Annotated in this window: 14 protein-coding genes; 2 read left to right on the top strand and 12 right to left on the bottom strand. The window is 66.3% G+C overall.

Going from position 1 to position 16,059, the window contains the following annotated elements:
• Positions 1–12: 12 nt before the first annotated feature.
• The 12 genes from clsB to AGI3411_RS01530 form a co-directional block, all read right to left on the bottom strand.
• Positions 13–1,224, bottom strand: a complete 1,212-nt coding sequence (gene clsB, locus AGI3411_RS01475) for a cardiolipin synthase ClsB (protein WP_129525670.1) — start codon at positions 1,222–1,224, stop codon at positions 13–15.
• The gene (locus tag AGI3411_RS01480; protein ID WP_129525671.1) at positions 1,221–2,087 is read right to left on the bottom strand and encodes an endonuclease/exonuclease/phosphatase family protein; all 867 of its coding nucleotides are present in this window, start codon (positions 2,085–2,087) and stop codon (positions 1,221–1,223) included. Before AGI3411_RS01480 ends, clsB begins: the two co-directional genes overlap by 4 nt.
• 264 nt (positions 2,088–2,351) lie before the next feature.
• A complete protein-coding gene (gene aspS / locus AGI3411_RS01485; protein WP_129525672.1) occupies positions 2,352–4,139 on the bottom strand; it encodes an aspartate--tRNA ligase in 1,788 nt (595 codons plus the stop codon).
• Positions 4,140–4,180: 41 nt separating this feature from the next.
• Positions 4,181–4,846 carry a DUF502 domain-containing protein gene (locus AGI3411_RS01490; protein ID WP_165359039.1) on the bottom strand — a complete coding sequence of 222 codons (666 nt, stop codon included), beginning with the start codon at positions 4,844–4,846 and terminating at the stop codon, positions 4,181–4,183.
• Between the two features lie 16 nt (positions 4,847–4,862).
• Positions 4,863–5,159, bottom strand: a complete 297-nt coding sequence (locus AGI3411_RS01495) for an FmdB family zinc ribbon protein (RefSeq protein WP_129525674.1) — start codon at positions 5,157–5,159, stop codon at positions 4,863–4,865.
• A gap of 221 nt (positions 5,160–5,380) precedes the next feature.
• Positions 5,381–6,664 carry a putative Na+/H+ antiporter gene (locus tag AGI3411_RS01500; protein WP_129525675.1) on the bottom strand — a complete coding sequence of 428 codons (1,284 nt, stop codon included), beginning with the start codon at positions 6,662–6,664 and terminating at the stop codon, positions 5,381–5,383.
• A 167-nt stretch (positions 6,665–6,831) separates the two neighbouring features.
• Positions 6,832–7,728: a DUF6999 family protein gene (locus AGI3411_RS01505; protein WP_129525676.1), complete on the bottom strand. Its 897-nt coding sequence runs from the start codon at positions 7,726–7,728 to the stop codon at positions 6,832–6,834.
• Positions 7,725–9,650 (bottom strand): iron-containing redox enzyme family protein, encoded by a 1,926-nt coding sequence (locus AGI3411_RS01510; RefSeq protein ID WP_129525677.1) that lies wholly within the window; start codon positions 9,648–9,650, stop codon positions 7,725–7,727. The genes AGI3411_RS01505 and AGI3411_RS01510 overlap by 4 nt, the downstream gene beginning before the upstream one ends.
• Before the next feature lie 34 nt (positions 9,651–9,684).
• Positions 9,685–10,617, bottom strand: a complete 933-nt coding sequence (locus AGI3411_RS01515) for a fatty acid desaturase (RefSeq protein WP_244240222.1) — start codon at positions 10,615–10,617, stop codon at positions 9,685–9,687.
• Positions 10,577–11,353 carry a sterol desaturase family protein gene (locus AGI3411_RS01520; RefSeq protein WP_129525679.1) on the bottom strand — a complete coding sequence of 259 codons (777 nt, stop codon included), beginning with the start codon at positions 11,351–11,353 and terminating at the stop codon, positions 10,577–10,579. Before AGI3411_RS01520 ends, AGI3411_RS01515 begins: the two co-directional genes overlap by 41 nt.
• A 124-nt stretch (positions 11,354–11,477) precedes the next feature.
• A complete protein-coding gene (dapA, locus tag AGI3411_RS01525; RefSeq protein WP_129525680.1) occupies positions 11,478–12,371 on the bottom strand; it encodes a 4-hydroxy-tetrahydrodipicolinate synthase in 894 nt (297 codons plus the stop codon).
• Between the two features lie 500 nt (positions 12,372–12,871).
• Positions 12,872–13,357 carry a GAF domain-containing protein gene (locus AGI3411_RS01530; protein ID WP_129525681.1) on the bottom strand — a complete coding sequence of 162 codons (486 nt, stop codon included), beginning with the start codon at positions 13,355–13,357 and terminating at the stop codon, positions 12,872–12,874.
• A gap of 178 nt (positions 13,358–13,535) precedes the next feature.
• Here AGI3411_RS01530 and AGI3411_RS01535 point away from each other — a divergent pair, with 178 nt between their 5' ends.
• Positions 13,536–14,735: an aminotransferase-like domain-containing protein gene (locus AGI3411_RS01535; protein ID WP_129525682.1), complete on the top strand. Its 1,200-nt coding sequence runs from the start codon at positions 13,536–13,538 to the stop codon at positions 14,733–14,735.
• Positions 14,736–15,070: 335 nt separating this feature from the next.
• Positions 15,071–15,997 (top strand): 4-hydroxybenzoate octaprenyltransferase, encoded by a 927-nt coding sequence (gene ubiA, locus AGI3411_RS01540; RefSeq protein WP_129525683.1) that lies wholly within the window; start codon positions 15,071–15,073, stop codon positions 15,995–15,997.
• The last annotated feature ends 62 nt before the right edge of the window (positions 15,998–16,059 follow it).

The raw sequence follows: 16,059 nt of genomic DNA on the forward strand, positions 1-16,059 counted from the left end.
CCGCCCTCGTCCTCAGTACTTGTCCGACGTGCCGGTCAGCGCCACGCCGATGCGCAGCAACGTGTAGGACACGGCATCGACCCAGCGCCGCAGCCATCCGCGGCGCTGGTACTCCAGCGGCCGGATGAAGCGTCCGCCTTCGCGGATGGCCGCCTCCAGCCGCTCCTGCAGATCCCAGGAAAACGGCTGATCGTCCACGACGACGTTGGCCTCGCGCGCCAGCAGCAGGCTGAACGGATCCAGATTGGACGACCCCACTGTCGCAACGTTATCGATGACCGCCACCTTCGCGTGCAGGTAGCTGGGCATGTATTCGTAGATCTCGATGCCGTCGCGCAACAGCTGGTCGTACAGCGAGCGCGTGGCATGGTATTGCATGCGGTATTCCACCTTGCCCTGCAACAGCAGGCGCACGCGCACGCCGCGCGCGGCGGCCTTCGCCAAGGCCCGGCGGAACTGGCGGCCCGGGAAGAAATACGCATTGGCGATCAGGATGTCGCGGCGCGCCTGCGAAATGCCGTACAGATAGGCGCGTTCGAATGTCTGGCGGAACCGCAGGTTATCGCGCAACACCAGCGCGGCGCGCAACTGGCCGCAGGGCGCGACGGACGCATGACGCGGTTTGAGCAGCCGCATGCGGTTCCAGTCCCGGGGGTGGCGCCGCAGCCGCGCCCAGTTCAGGCGGACCCACAGCAGCTCCTGGGCATAGGCGGCCGCGGTGACGAGCGGCCCTTGCACCTGCACGGCGAAATCGTAGCGGGGCCCTGTGATGCCGTCCGTCGGGTCCTGGTCATCGTAATCGTCGATGACATTGATGCCGCCGATGAAGGCAGTCTGCCCGTCGACGACGGTGACCTTGCGGTGCAGCCGCCGCAGGCGGCTGCGCGACGGAATGTAGCGGGCGAACCAGCGCGGCTCCGGGCGGAAGATCCGGCACTGCGCGCCGGCGTTGGTCAGCCGCGTGCGCAGCAGATCGACGGTCTCGGCGCTGCCGAAGCCGTCCAGCACGACGCGGACTTTGACCCCGCGCCGGGCAGCCGCCTCCAGGCAGTCCAGCACCCGTGAGCCGGTGCGGTCCGGCATGAAGATGTAGGTCTCCAGGTGCACGCTGACCTGGGCCGATTCGATTGCGGCGCACAACGCAGGAAAGAAGTCGGAACCGTTCTGCAGCAACCGGATGTCGTTGCCCTGCGTCCAGTCCAGCTTGACCTGCTCGGCCCTCACGGCAGTTCCAGCTCGGCCAGCAAAGGAGAGTGATCGGACAGCCGCGCCCATTCCCGGCCGCGCAGCACACGTGCGCTGCGCACGGCGAAGCCGCGCTGGTAGATGCGGTCCAGGCGGAACCACGGGAACACGGCGGGAAAGGTGCGCGGCGGCGGCAGTAGCAGGCGCGAGCTGCCGTCCATGCCCAGCTGGTTGGTGCGCTCCATGACCGAAATACCGCCGTTGGGCAGCCCGCGCAGCGCGTTGCTCAGCCGCCTGACGGAATCGCGCAGGCGCGGCAGTTCGCCGCCATGGCTGCGCGGCGCATGGGAGAACACTTCATACAGGCCCAGTTGTTGCACGAACAGGGGCGCCAGGCGGTCGCCCCAGTCATTGAAATCGCCCGCGATCAGTATGGGCTCGCCGTCCGGCACCATACGGCGGATGCGTTCGGTCAGCGCCAGGATCTGGCGGCCGCGGCTGCCGGCGAACAGGCCCAGGTGGACGACGAAGCAATGCACCGCGCGTCCGTCGAGTTCGATCCGCGCATGCAGCAGACCGCGCTGCTCGAGCCGGTGATCGGAAATATCCTGGTTTTCGTGATCGAGAATGGGAAAGCGCGACAACAGCGCATTCCCGTGGTCCGTTTCGTTGCGGATGGCGTTGCGGCCATAGGCCACATCCAGCCGCAAGGCGGCCGCCAGGGATTCGTGCTGGGCGTCGAGCAGGGATTTCTGCTCGTTGCGGCCCTGGACTTCCTGCAGGAAGACCAGGTCGGGGCGCAGGCCGTACAGGCCCAGGCGCAATTCATTCAGCGAGTCGCGCCGCCCCAATGCCGAGCGGCCCTTGTGAATGTTATAGCTGACGACACGGATGAGCGACATGGAAGAGATGGCGCCTTTCAAAACTGGGGAACCGCCGGCCGCAGCAAAAAGAAACCCGGCCAGCGCCGCCAAGAAGCAGACGGCGTTTGCCAGATTACTCCAATTCAGAAGACCGTTCCGAAGAGCAACGGACCCCATCGTCCATTCGAGCACCCCACGCCGCAAGCAAGCAACGCCCCAAGCCAGGCCGCACGGATCCGGGCTCCGCCGGTCCGTAGCGGCGCCCCCCTGGGGGGGAAGCGCCTCAGGCGCTTCGGGGGGGGTCTACTTCGCTTCGACGTTGCGCAACCGGATGTGCAGTTCGCGCAACTGCTTCTCGTCGACTTCCGAGGGCGCTTGCGTCAGCAGGCACTGGGCGCGCTGGGTCTTCGGGAAGGCGATCACGTCGCGGATCGATTCGGCGCCGGTCATCATCGTCACGATGCGGTCCAGGCCGAAGGCAATGCCGCCATGCGGAGGCGCGCCGTACTGCAGGGCGTCCAGCAGGAAGCCGAACTTCTCGCGGGCTTCCTCGGCGCCGATCTTCAGCGCGCGGAACACCTTGCTCTGCACTTCCTCGCGGTGGATACGGACCGAGCCGCCGCCGATTTCCCAACCGTTGAGCACCATATCGTAGGCCTTCGCGAAGGCCTTGCTGGGATCGGATTCCAGGAAGTCCTCGTGGCCGTCCTTCGGGCTGGTGAACGGGTGGTGGGCAGCGGTGTAGCGGCCATCTTCCTCGTCGTATTCGAACATCGGGAAGTCGACCACCCACAGCGGCTTCCAGCCGGCCGTCGATAGGCCGGTCTTCTTGCCGAATTCGCTGTGGCCGATCTTCACGCGCAGCGCGCCGATGGCGTCGTTGACGATCTTCTCGCGGTCGGCGCCGAAGAAGATGATGTCGCCGTCCTGCGCGCCGGTGCGCTTGACCAGCTCGGCCAGGGCAGCGTCGTGCAGGTTCTTGACGATGGGCGATTGCATACCGTCGCGGCCCTTGGCCACGTCGTTGACCTTGATGTAGGCCAGGCCCTTGGCGCCGTAGATGCCGACGAACTGGGTGTAGCCGTCGATCTCGCTGCGCGACATCTCGGCGCCACCCGGCACGCGCAGGGCGACCACGCGGCTGCCCGGCGCCGTGGCGGCGGCAGCGAACACCTTGAAGTCCACGTCGCGCATGACGTCGGTCATGTCGGTGAATTCCAGGTTCACGCGCAGGTCCGGCTTGTCGGAGCCATAGCGGCGCATGGCTTCGGTCCAGGGCATGATCGGGAACGGCGAAGGCAGCTCGACGTCCTGGACCACCTTGAACACGTGGCGGATCATGCTTTCGAAGATTTCACGGATCTCGACTTCGTTCAGGAACGAGGTTTCGCAGTCGATCTGGGTAAATTCGGGCTGGCGATCGGCACGCAGGTCTTCGTCGCGGAAGCACTTGGTGATCTGGTAGTAGCGGTCGAAGCCCGACACCATCAGCATCTGCTTGAACAGCTGCGGCGATTGCGGCAGCGCGAAGAAGTGGCCCGCGTTCACGCGCGAGGGCACCAGGTAGTCGCGCGCGCCTTCCGGCGTGCTCTTGGTCAGCATCGGCGTTTCGATGTCGATGAAGCCCAGCTGGTCCAGGAACTTGCGCACCTCGATGGACACGCGATAGCGCAGCATCAGGTTGCGCTGCATCTGCGGGCGGCGCAGGTCCAGCACGCGGTGCGTCAGGCGGGTGGTTTCCGACAGGTTGTCGTCGTCCAGCTGGAACGGCGGCGTGACCGACGCGTTCAGGATTTCGACTTCCTTGCAGAGCACTTCGATCTCGCCCGAGGCCAGCTCGGCGTTGGCGGTGCCCGCCGGGCGCTCGCGCACCAGGCCGGTGACGCGGATGCAGAATTCGTTGCGCAGACGCTCGGCGGTGGCGAAGGCGGCGTTGTCCGGATCGAACACGATCTGGGCCAGGCCCGCGCGGTCGCGCAAGTCGATGAAGATGACCCCGCCGTGGTCGCGGCGGCGGTTCACCCAGCCGTACAGGGTGACAGTCTGGCCGAGATGGTCACGGCAAACCTGGCCGGTGTAGCAGGTACGCATGCGGGATGACTCCGTTTATGTGCTTGGTTGTAGCGTAAGGGTTACGAATCGGCGCGAGGCGAGTCTTGCTCGCCGGGCGCCGGGACGGGCGGAACCGGCCGGCCCGCAGGCACCGAAGCCTGGGCCGGGGCGACGACACCCATGGAAACGATGTACTTCAAGGCCGCGTCCACGCTCATCTGCAGGTCGATGGCGTCGGCGCGCGGCAGCATCAGGAAAAATCCCGACGTGGGGTTCGGCGTCGTCGGCACGTACACGCTGATGTGGTCGCCGGCCAGCCGGTCGGCCACTTCGCCGCTGGGCGTGCCGGTGACGAACGCGATGGTCCAGCTGCCGGCGCGCGGATACTGCACCAGCACCGCGCGGCGGAAAGCCTGCCCGTTCGGGGCGAGCACGGTATCGCTGACCTGCTTGACCGAGTTGTAGATGGACCGCACCAGGGGAATGCGTCCCAGCAGGCTTTCCCACTGGTCCACCATGGTGCGGCCGATCAGGTTGGCGGCGAATATGCCCGTCAGAAGCACGACCACCACGACCAGGACGAAGCGGAAACCGGGGATGTCGATGCCGAACAGCGATTCGGACGACAGAAAGCCGGGCACGAACCCTTCCAGGGTGGCGACCAGCAGGCCCAGTACCCACACCGTGATGACCAGGGGAACCCAGATCAGCAGGCCGGTGATGAAGTACTTCTTGATGACGCGCATACGCATCGGACGCGCTCTAGGAAGCGGCGCTGCCGGCGGCGGGCGCCGCAGGAGCGGCCGGGGCGGCGGCAGGCGCGGCGCTTTCGGCCGACGCCGACGTGCTGGCTGGCGCCGACGTGCTGGCGCCGCCGTTGCCACGGAAGTCCGTGACATACCAGCCGGAGCCCTTGAGCTGGAATCCAGCCGCGGTCACCTGCTTGGAAAACGTGCTCTGGCCGCATTCGGGGCAAACCGAAAGCGGCGCATCGGAAATCTTCTGCAAGACGTCTTTGGCATGGCCGCAGGCGCTGCATTTGTAAGCGTAGATGGGCATCGAGGGCTCCCAGGCGCGGGCCCGGCATATCAAAAGCCGCAGGCGCCGGACGAAATATCCGGGGTCGGATCGGGTCGGGAACCAGATCCGGGCCGAAGCCGGCGGGCGGGCGAGGCCGGAAAAAATACGGGGAAAGTCTTGAATTTTAGCGGTTTTTCATGAACCCTCGGTGTCCGCCCCCGGCAGCCCGCCTGGCGGGCCTCCCCAGGGGCGTCGCCGTCCTATACGGGGAGCAGGAACATGACGGCCGCCACCAGGGTCGGCGCCAGGGCCGACACGAACAGCCGCCCGGACGAAATGCTGCCGTCCGGGAAGTGATTCTTGAGGATCGCGAAGCCCGCCGGATTGGGCGCGTTGGCGATGACGGTCAGCCCGCCTCCCGTCACTGCCCCGGCCACCAGCATGTAGCGCCAGGCCTCGTTGGTGCCTTCCACCAGCGATCCCAGATAGGTCAGCGCGGCGTTGTCGGTAATGGCCGTGAGCGCGGTGGCGCCCCAGAACAGGACGAAAGGCTCGAGTCCGCCCAGCAGGTCCTGCAGCCACCATTTCTGCAGGCCGCCCAGCACCACCAGCCCGGCCAGGAAAAAGCCCACCATCAACCCCTCTTTGATCATCAGGCGGCTCTGGTGGCGCTTATAGGCCTCCGAAAAACCGATGAACATCATCAGCAGGCCCAGGAAGATGGCCGGATGGTGCGCGCTGAGCACCACGGCGACCAGGAAGCCCAGGTGCACAAGCATGACCACCGCAGGCACCGGGGGACGCGAATCCGCGCCTTCCGGCGCGTCCACGCCGCCGCCCGTGCCCACCGAACGCTCCATCAGCGCCTTGCGGCAGGCAAGCGTCAACAGGCCGGCGTTCAGGCAGACCGCCACGGCCGCGCGCCAGCCAAAATGCTGCGCCATGAAGGCGGAATCCCAACCGAAGGTGGACGCCACCATCAGCACGGGCGGCGCCGCATAGGAAGTCAGCACGCCGCCGATGGAAACGTTGACGAACAGCACGCCCAGCGTCAGGTATTTGAAGCCCGCGCGTCCGCTCGTGCGGAAATACGCGTCGCGCAGAAGAATGGCGGCCAGGGTCATGGCGGCCGGCTCGGTAATGAACGAACCGCCCAGCGGAACCAGCGACATCACGACGAAGAACGTGGCCAGTTCGCGCGGCAGCGGCAGCGCGCGGGCCACCAGGCGCACCAGCAGCCCCACCAGTTCCAGGATAGGCCGGCTGGCCGCCACCACCATGATGACAAAGACGAAGAGCGGCTCGGTGAAGTTGCGCGTGTCCATGTACTCGATGGCGTGCGACGGCCCCGTCAGCGCCGCCATGGCCACGATCAGCACGAACGCCCAGACGCCGAAGACGGCCTCGACCTCGGAGAACAGATGCCAGAAACCCGCATGCGGCCCGCCACGATGCGCCAGGCGCGCGAAGACGGGGACCGAGAAGGTATGAAGAACCGCCACGGCGAACAGGAGGGTGGCGATGATCTCGATGGACGAAGGCATGGGCAGAACTTCCAGGAGGGGATTCAGGCACGGCCGCTGATCGGAATCGAGCCGCACGAGCGCTGCAATATACCGCAGCGTTCGTGCGCGCGACCGGGCTCCGCGCGCATCGCCTGCCTACCGCCGCGGCCAATCCGCGCGGCAAAGCCCGCGAATGCGCCGCGCCGCTACGCAATCGGCGCCGGCGGCTCCCCGCCTTGCTGCGCCGCCTTCATCTCCATCAGCAGGCTATGCAGCATCTCGGTCGACAGCCCGTGCAGCACCAGGCGATAGCCCGCGCGCAACGTGGACATGGGCACAAGCGGATGGTTGTTGTTCACCAGGATCAGGTGCTGCGGCGCGCCGAGCAGCTTGGCCGCATAGATGCCGATGGTCTCGTCGAGCTGCAGGGAATTGGCCGCGCGCCAGAAGTCGTTGTCGGTCAACATCAGCTGATACAGCGGCGTGAACAGCTCGATCGCGCTTTGCAGGTCCAGGAAGTTCAGCTTGCCCCGGGGCATGTCTTCCAGCAGCAGGTCCGGGTCGCGGATCATCGAGAAATCGACGCGCTCGGGCGCGTGCATGTCGATGCCGGCGTCGCGCAGCGCCTGGTTCAGGCGGATGACGAAGTTGAACAGGTTCAGGTCGTGCTTGACGAAGAGCTCGTCCTTCAGGTCGTCGATGTTGCGCGGCTCGAGCGGCGTGGTCGTGATGGCAACGGGCGAATTGGCCGCGATGAACGACAGAATCTGCGCGCCCAGATGGAAGTGCCGCAGGATCAGCCAGTTGGCCTCCGGCGAAACGAAACGCTTGAGCCCCCAGGCAAGGATGCGGTGCAGCAGCCTGGAATGCGACCAGCGGCGCGGCAGGAACGTTTTGACGATCTGGATCAGGATGATGAACGCGCGCGCCAGCGGCCGCAGGAACGGCAGCAGGTATTGGCGCGAGGCGCAGCTGGAATCGGTCAGCCATGCTTTCTTCACCTTGTCCGGCAAGGGCGTGCTGCGGTCCAGGTATAGCGCCAGCCAGGGGCTGGGATCGGCGGGATCGTGCCCCTTGGCAAGGAATTCCGGTTCCTGGTTCATGCCCGGTCATCCTCCATGACGTGATGAAACTGCATCAGGTACAGCGCGGCGGTGCGGCGCGCGGTATCGACGATGCGCTGCTCGGCCCGGCCGTCCTCGTCGCAGTCCAGCGCCAGCTCCACCGCCGACAGCCAGCGCGCCAGGTGGTGTTCGTCGTTGTGGCCGTGGTATTCGAGGAAGCGGAAGGCATCGGGCGGCAACGCCAGGCTGGCCTTGAGCAGCGGCAGCAGCGCCGGCACGATGCGCTGGCCGGTGCCTTCGATGATGTAGATGGCGCCCAGCAGCCCGATCGGATCGCGCGTGGCGGCCAGGCCGTGCAGATAGGCGTTGAGCGCCTCGCCGCCCGGGTTGCGGCGCAAGGCGTTGATGTCGTCCACCGCGCCGCCCGCCTTGCGGTAGTCGCGGAACAGGATCTCGAAATCATTCTGCTCTTCGCCCGCATGCGTGTCGATCAGCGCGGCCAGCGGCGCGTATTGCCCGGACAGCGACGCCGCCCCTTCGCGCATCCACTTGCTGCCCTCGCGCACCTGCGGAATCCAGTTCTCCATCCAATTGAGATAGTCGGCCGTCTGGAACTGGCGGTTGCGCAGGCGCCGCACCACGGGCGTGCGCCAGACCCGCGAGCGGTAGTCGTGCCAGATCGCCGCCAGTTCGGTCAACAGTTGGCCCAGGCCCTGCGGCGCCATCTCCGGATCGTGCGGCGGCGCGATCGCGTCGGCGTCGCCGCTACGCGCATCCTCGCGAGGCGCCGTTGCCGCGGGCGCCGCGGCCGCCGCCGGCCGATCGTGCACGGCCTCGGCCTCCAGCAGCATATAGGCCGCCATGAAGCGCCCGGACTCGGGGATGTAGCAGAAAATCTGCTCGCCGGGCTTCACCTCGCGCGTTTCCAGGAACTCGGCCAGCATGATCAGGATGGAGGCTGCCCCCGTGTTGCCGCGCCACGCCAGGTTGCTGAACCAGCGCTCCCGGGGGATCACCAGGCCCGCTTTCTCCATCAGGTCCTCGACCACGGGAATGAATTTCTCGGACGAGTAATGGCACAGGAAGTGGTCCACCTGGTCCGGGTCCAGCCAGCCGTCGCGCACCAGCTTGGCGTATTCATGGATGCCGATATCGAACAGGTGCGGCAGCAGGCGGATGTCCTGACGCAAGGAGAGCGCACCGTCGGCCTCAGCCTCGTTCCACGAGGGGTAGTCCAGGTGCCCCCTCTTGCGGTCGGCCGACAGCCCCAGCTGCATGCACACGGGATAGTCGCCGGAGAAGGAGCGCTGATGCACCCATTTCAGCCGCAGGCGCACGCCTTGCGACGCGCCGGGCAACGGCCGCCCGGTATTGCCGAGCAAGACCGCCCCCGCGCCGTCCGACAGCATCCAGCGCAGGAAGTGCGCGTCGAAATCGGCGTCGTAGCCGCGCGCGGCGAAGCGCGAGCGCTTGAACAGCCGCGACGGCAGTTCGCTGGCCACCGCCAGCGCACTGGCGTGCCCGCCCATTTCCACGCCCTGCGCGGCCACCTGGATGGCCGACACGCCGGCCGCGCAGATGCCGTGCACCGACAAGGTCTCCATGGGCTGCGCCGCCAGCTCGCCCTGGATCATGTTCGAGAAGCCCGGCATCAGCGCATCCCCGCCCGAGGAGCCGCTGGCCAGCAGCGACACGGCCGACAGATCGCCATCGTTGCGCCGCAGGCAATCGCGGATGGCATTGGCCGCCAGCTGTGCGTTGGAGAAGGCCGTGGCGCCCTCGGCGTCGATCGCGTAGTAACGCTGCTTGATGCCGTTCTCGGCCAGGATGCGGCTCTTGATCCGGCCGGACATGCGGTTCAGCGGCGCGATGTAGCTGTCCATGGCCTCGTTGGATACGGGTTCGCCCGGCATGAAATAGCCGGCGCTCTCCAGGTAGACACGATGAAACGCAATAGGCATGGCGGGTCTCTAGTGGAAAAATGGGATGGCGGCGCTAGCGGACATGCTCGGGCGCCATGCACGAACGGCTGCGGAAACGCGGCACGAACGTGCCCAGCACGAAAACGCGGAACATATAGGGTGTCAGCCCGCGTTCGTTCAAAGTCGGGTTCACGCGGTCGCGGTAGCGCTCGCGATGCAGGCGGGCCAGCTCGGCCCAGTGCGCGCGCGAATGCTCGTGATGCGCGGTGTGCAGGCCAATATTGAACAGCAGCGGATTGACCAGGCCTTCGAAGTTGCGCGCGTAGTTCAGGCCGGCCGCCGGCCGCGGGCCGCCGTCGGCGTGCGCATGCTGCAGGTAATTCGTGGCCAGCAGCCAATGCAGGCCGTGTAGCTGCGGGATGATGACGAACACCAGCGCCTTGGCGGGATTCACGGCCAGCAGGCCGCCCCACAGGCCCAGCCACGCGCCATACTGCGCCATGCAATAGCGCCACGCGCCCGGCCAGTGGCGGCGCAGGCGGCCCAGCCACGCGAAAAACAGGGGATACAGCACCCAGACGGCCTGCAGCGGGTGGATGAGATAGCCCCACAGATGATTCGTGTCGCCCCCGAAACGGTACGTGCGCGCCGCGTCGCGCTCGCCGTGGCGGTAACGGTGGTGATTCGCCACGTGGGCCGGATAGAAAACGAACGTGGGATGCCCCTGCAGCAGAGTGATCCAGAAGTCGGTGGCGCGATTGGCCCAGCGGCCCCGCCACATCCGGATGTGCGTGTGGTTGTGGTGGATGACGCCGATGCCCAGGGTCAGGAACAGCATCAGCCCGTAAAGCGGCCACCAGAATCCATGCACCCACTGCCAGGCCGCCAGCGCAGGCAGGGCAGCCAGATAGGCAAGGCTCTGCCAGTCGCGCCGGTTGCGCAGCGACGGCAGCCGGCGCGGCGCCTCAGGCCCGCCCGCCAAGCGACTCTCGCTGCCGGAAGGCATCCAGCTGGACCGCAGCCGCCTCGGCCTTGAGGCGGGTGCGGAACAGGCGGTCCATGAAGGTGAACTGGAAGCCATAGTTGCCGTTGTAGCAGGCATGGTGCAGGTGATGGCGGCGGCTGGCGGCGAACCAGTGCGCGTAGGAAACGCGGGGGAAAAAGTCGTAGTTGGCGTGTCCGATGCAATTGAAGAACAGGCTGAACAGCGGCACCGAGGCCAGCGACCAGAAGCTGAAGTCATGCAGCACCATGGGCAGCAGGATCACATTGCCCAGCATGATGGCTTCGATGGGATGGAAGCTGTACGTGGAAAACGGCGTGGTCACGACCGAGCGGTGGTGCGGCAGATGGAAACGGCGCAGCGGCTTGGTGTGCAGCAAGCGGTGGTTGATCCAGAAATGCACATCGTTCCAGGCCACCAGCACCAGGATCTCGAGCAGGATCTGCTGCCAGCCGGCATCCGGGTCCAGCCGCGCCCACCCCAGCTGCAGCAGGCCCCACGGGAAGATCATGCCCGTGCCGAACAGCAGGATGGACAGGCCGGACTGGACGAACTCGCGCCGCAGCTGGCCGGGCGCGAGCGGACGGGGATCCAGCTTGCGGCCGATGCCCATCGCGGGCAGGAGCGTGTGCGTCAGCAGCCAGGTGGCCGCGCCGAAGACCAGGTAAATGCCACCGAAAAACAACAGGCCCGCCAGCATGACCTGCCAAGCGGACAAGGCTTCAAAAGCTTGGGCCATGAACGTTTTGTTTCACCCGAAGAATGGCCGCATCATAAGCAATCCGTCAGCTTCCGGGTGAGTCATTCATTACAAAATGAATCAGAACACCACAAAGCTGGCGGGCTGCTCACGAGCGCCCCGGCTACCGGCAGGGATAGAGACGGTTCAGGCCGCTCACCGCCGCGTCCATGCGGGCGGCCAGCGCCTCGCTGGCGCGTGGCATCGGTTGCCGCAGCTCCGCGCTCAGCAGGCCCTGGCGCCCAAGCTGCGCCTTCACGGGGCCGGGATTGGGTTCGGCGAACGTCAGCTGGATCACCGGAACCAGCGCATGGAAGAGCTGCCTGGCCCGGTCCAGCTGCTGCGCCCGCAACGCCCGGTACATGGCCACGAACAGGTCGGGGCGGATATGCGCCGCCGCCGCGATCATGCCGGCGCCGCCCATGCAGATCACGGACAGGGATTGCAGGTCCTCGCCCGCCAGCACATTCATATTGCCGTCGGCGATCAGCGCGATGGTCTTCTCCAGCGCGCCGCCGCAGTCCTTGATCGCGGCGATGTTCGGATGCGCCGCCAGCACGAGCAGGGTCGCGGTATCCAGCGTGGCGCCGGTCCGGTAGGGAATGTCGTAAAGAACCAGGGGGGAGCGCGAAGCATCGGCCAGGCAGCGGAAATAGGCGGCTGCGCCTTCCTGCCCGGGGCGCACGTAGTACGGCGCGGGAGCCAGGATTCCCGCCAGCGGGCGCGTGCCGAATGCCGCCAGGCGCTGCAGCACGTGTCCCTGATGGTTGCCGGCCAGGCCCATGATGACGGGCAGCGAGCCCGCCTCCGTCAGCACGGCGTCAAGCACGGCCAGTTGTTCGGCATCGTCCAGGGACGCGGCCTCGCCGGTGCTGCCGCACACGACCAGCCCGTCCACACCCGCGGTGGCATAGTGGCGCACCAGGCGGCGCAAGGCCCCGCCATCCACGGCGCCGCCGGAAAACGGCGTGACGAGAGGCACCCAGACGCCCTGGATCGGAGATTGATGAGATTGCATGTGAACACTCCTTCGGTGTAAGCGGACCGTGGTTGGACCGTACAGAAGTGCTCGGGATATCAGAGGGATGCGCGGACGGCGCCAAGCGCCGCCAGGAGGCCGCTGTTCCGTCGCCCATCTGACGGAACAGCATGCTCCGGTCAGATGAGCGGCTGTTTTTTGGATTTCAGGCCAGCGCAAGCCAGCACCACGCCCAGGGCGCGGAACAGGAAAGCGGATTGGTTGGCCTGACGAATCATGGAATTGGAAATTGCGGGTGGCGCAAGAAGCGGAAATCTACCGGGAGCGTGGAGCGGTGTCAACGTTGGCTTGCGCAAGATAGGCGTCCGAAAGCAGGTGTCTGACACCCGTACGAGATACCGCCACGGCTTGCGGCAGGTCTTGCCGGGTGTCTGACACCAGTTGCGTGAGTGTCAGACACCCGGGAGACGCCGGGACAAGATGAAGGGCATCTCGTACGGGTGTCAGACACGGAAGCGTCCGCTCCCTTCAAAACGCCATCATTCCAGGCTGGCCAAAAACACCGCGCACAGGGCTTCCATGCCCTTGCGGTCGTCTTCGTCGAAGCGGTCCGGCACCGGGCTGTCCACGTCCCAGACGCCGATCAGCTTGCCTTCCAGCACCAGGGGCACCACGATCTCGGAACGCGAAGCCGCGTCGCAAGCGATATGGCCCGGGAAGGCATGCACATCGGGCACCAGCTGCGTCTGGCGCTGGCTGGCGGCGGCGCCGCACACGCCGCGGTTCAGCGCAATGCGCACGCAGGCCGGCTTACCCTGGAAAGGCCCCAGGACCAGTTCGGTGCCGTCGAAGAAATAGAAACCCGCCCAGTTCAAGCCAGGCAGGGCCTGGTAGGCCAGCGCGCTCAGGTTGGCGGCGTTGGCGATGCGGTCGCGCTCGCCTTCCAGCAAAGCGCGGGCCTGGACGGCCAGCTCGGCATACAGGGCGGTCTTGGAATCGGCGGAGATCGGGGCGGCTTCGAACATGGCGGAAATGTAACTGTACAGGCGATTATCGGTGCAGGTGATTTTAGAGGTTCCGCCCATTATGGGGGCCGGGCCGCCGCCGTGTGGGACAATACTTTTCGCCAATTTTTTCAACCGGGCCTCCCGAAGGGAAAAAAACGCCCGTCTCTTCCTACCCTTCTTGATCAAGAAGCACTCCATGGACAAGCCTCTCGAACCTGCGTTTTCCTTCTCGGAACGCGCCCAGCAACTCACCAGCTCCGCCATCCGCGAGATCCTCAAGGTAACCGAGCGTCCCGAAGTCATTTCGTTCGCAGGCGGCCTGCCGGCGCCCGGCGGCTTCCCGGTAGAAGTGGTGCGAGAGGCATTCGACAAGGTATTGGCCACCAACGGCCGCGCCGCGCTGCAATACGGCCCGACCGAAGGCTACGCGCCGTTGCGCCAATGGGTTGCCGACGATCTGAACAGCGCCGGCGCGAACGTCACCGCCGACCAGATCCTGATCGTGTCGGGCTCGCAGCAGGCGCTCGACCTGCTGGGCAAGGTGCTGATCGACAAGGACAGCAAGGTGCTCGTCGAGGACCCCAGCTACCTGGGCGCCCTGCAATCGTTCAGCCTGTACCAGCCGAAGTTCACGCCGGTGCCCACCGACGAAGGCGGCCTGATCCCGGAAGCCATCACCCCTGAACTGGCCGACGGCGCGCGCTTCCTGTATGCGCTGCCCAACTTCCAGAACCCCACCGGGCGCACGCTCAACCTGGAGCGCCGCATCGCGCTGGTCAAGCGCGCCGCGGAACTGAACCTGACCATCGTCGAAGACGATCCCTACGGCGAACTGCGCTACGCGGGCGAACCGCAGCCGGGCCTGATCGCGCTGGCCACCGAGCACGGCGCCAACGTCGTCCGCCTGGGCACGTTCTCGAAGGTGCTGGCCCCGGGCCTGCGCCTGGGCTACATCGCCGCCGCGCGCCCGCTGATCAACAAGCTGGTGCAAGCCAAGCAGGCCACCGACCTGCACACGCCCACGCTGACGCAGATGGCCGTGTACGAGATCGTCAAGGGCGGCTTCCTGAAGGAACACCTGCCGAACGTACGCGAAATCTACCGTGCGCAAGGCAGTTGCATGCTGGAAGCCATCACCCGCGAATTCCCGTCCACCGTCACCTGGACCAAGCCGGAAGGCGGCATGTTCATCTGGCTGACGCTGCCCGAGCACATCGACAGCACCAAGCTCCTGGAAAAGGCCATCGCGCAGAACGTGGCATTCGTGCCGGGCGCCCCGTTCTACTGCGGCGCCGGCAAGTCCAACACGCTGCGCCTGAGCTTCGCCACCGTGCCGGAAGACAAGATCCGCACCGGCATCGCCATCCTCGGCAAACTGCTAAAAGAGGAAGGTTAAGCCCCCCGAAGCGCCTGCGGCGCCTCCCTCCAGGGGCGCTGGCTGCGGACCTGCGGAGCCGGATCCGTGCAGCCCCGCTTGGCGGCATTTGCCGCAAATGACGCGGGGGCCTCATGCAGCAAGTGTCTGACACCCGTATGGGAGATGCTACGGCTTGCGCCAGTGCTCCTCGAGTGTCAGACACCCGGAAGCATCGCGGCAAACCGTAGATCATCGCGTACGGGTGTCAGACACGGGCAAAGCACGGGCACCGCGGCATACGGAGCGGCTGGGCGCAATGCCCGGCCGTTGTTGTTTTATGCTGTCGGTTTTCCCACCTCCGTTTCGCCGTGACTGTGAGCGCCCCCCAACAATCTCCCGTGGACCTCAGTGACATCGTCTTCACCGACTGGGTCGAACGCTGGCTGCCGAAATCGTGGCGGCCCTATGCCCGGCTTTGCCGCCTGGACCGTCCCATCGGCACCTGGCTGACCTTGCTGCCGGCGATCGCCGCGCTGGTCCAGGCCGCCGGCGGCCTGCCGGACCTGCAGCGGCTGATCGTGTTTTCGCTGGGCGCGCTGCTCATGCGCGGCATCGGTTGCACCGTGAACGACATGTGCGACCGCAAATTCGACAAGCACGTCGAGCGCACGCGGTTCCGCCCCTTGACCAGCGGCCAGCTCACGATGAAGCACGCCGTGTGGTTCCTGCTCGGGCAATTGCTGGTCTGCGGCTCGCTGCTGTTCTTCCTGAACGAGATGAGCCGCTGGCTGGCGGTGGCGGTGCTGCCGTTCGTCTTCATCTATCCGTTGTGCAAGCGCGTCACGTACTGGCCGCAGGTCGTGCTGGGCATCTGCTTCAACTGGGGCATGCTGATGGCCTGGTCGGACACCCAGAACCATGTGCCGCTGGCCGCCATCGCGATGTGGGCGGGCGCCGTGCTGTGGCAGGTCGGCTACGACAGCATCTATGCCTACGTGGACGTACGGGACGATCGCAGCCTGGGGCTGCACTCCACCGCCATGCGCTTCGGCGACCAGGGCAAGCTCTGGATCGGCGGCTTCTACCTGGGCACCGTCGTACTGTGGGCCTGGGGCGGCTACGCCATCGGCTTGTCGTGGGCCTACCTGGTCGGCATTGCCGCGGTGGCGGTGCATCTGGCATGGCAGCTGAAGGTTTTCGACATCCAGCGCCCGGACCGCAACTTCATGCTGTTCCGCGCCAACCTCTGGCTGGGCGCCCTGCTGGTCGCCGCCGCGCTGGCCGGCACGCTGATCCGCTGACGCCGCACGAGGGCGGCGCCAACGCCCGTTGACGCCGCGCATTGCCTGCGGCGCCGCCAGGG

This window comes from Achromobacter agilis, from assembly GCF_900496965.1.
Classification (GTDB): Bacteria; Pseudomonadota; Gammaproteobacteria; order Burkholderiales; family Burkholderiaceae_B; genus Achromobacter; species Achromobacter agilis.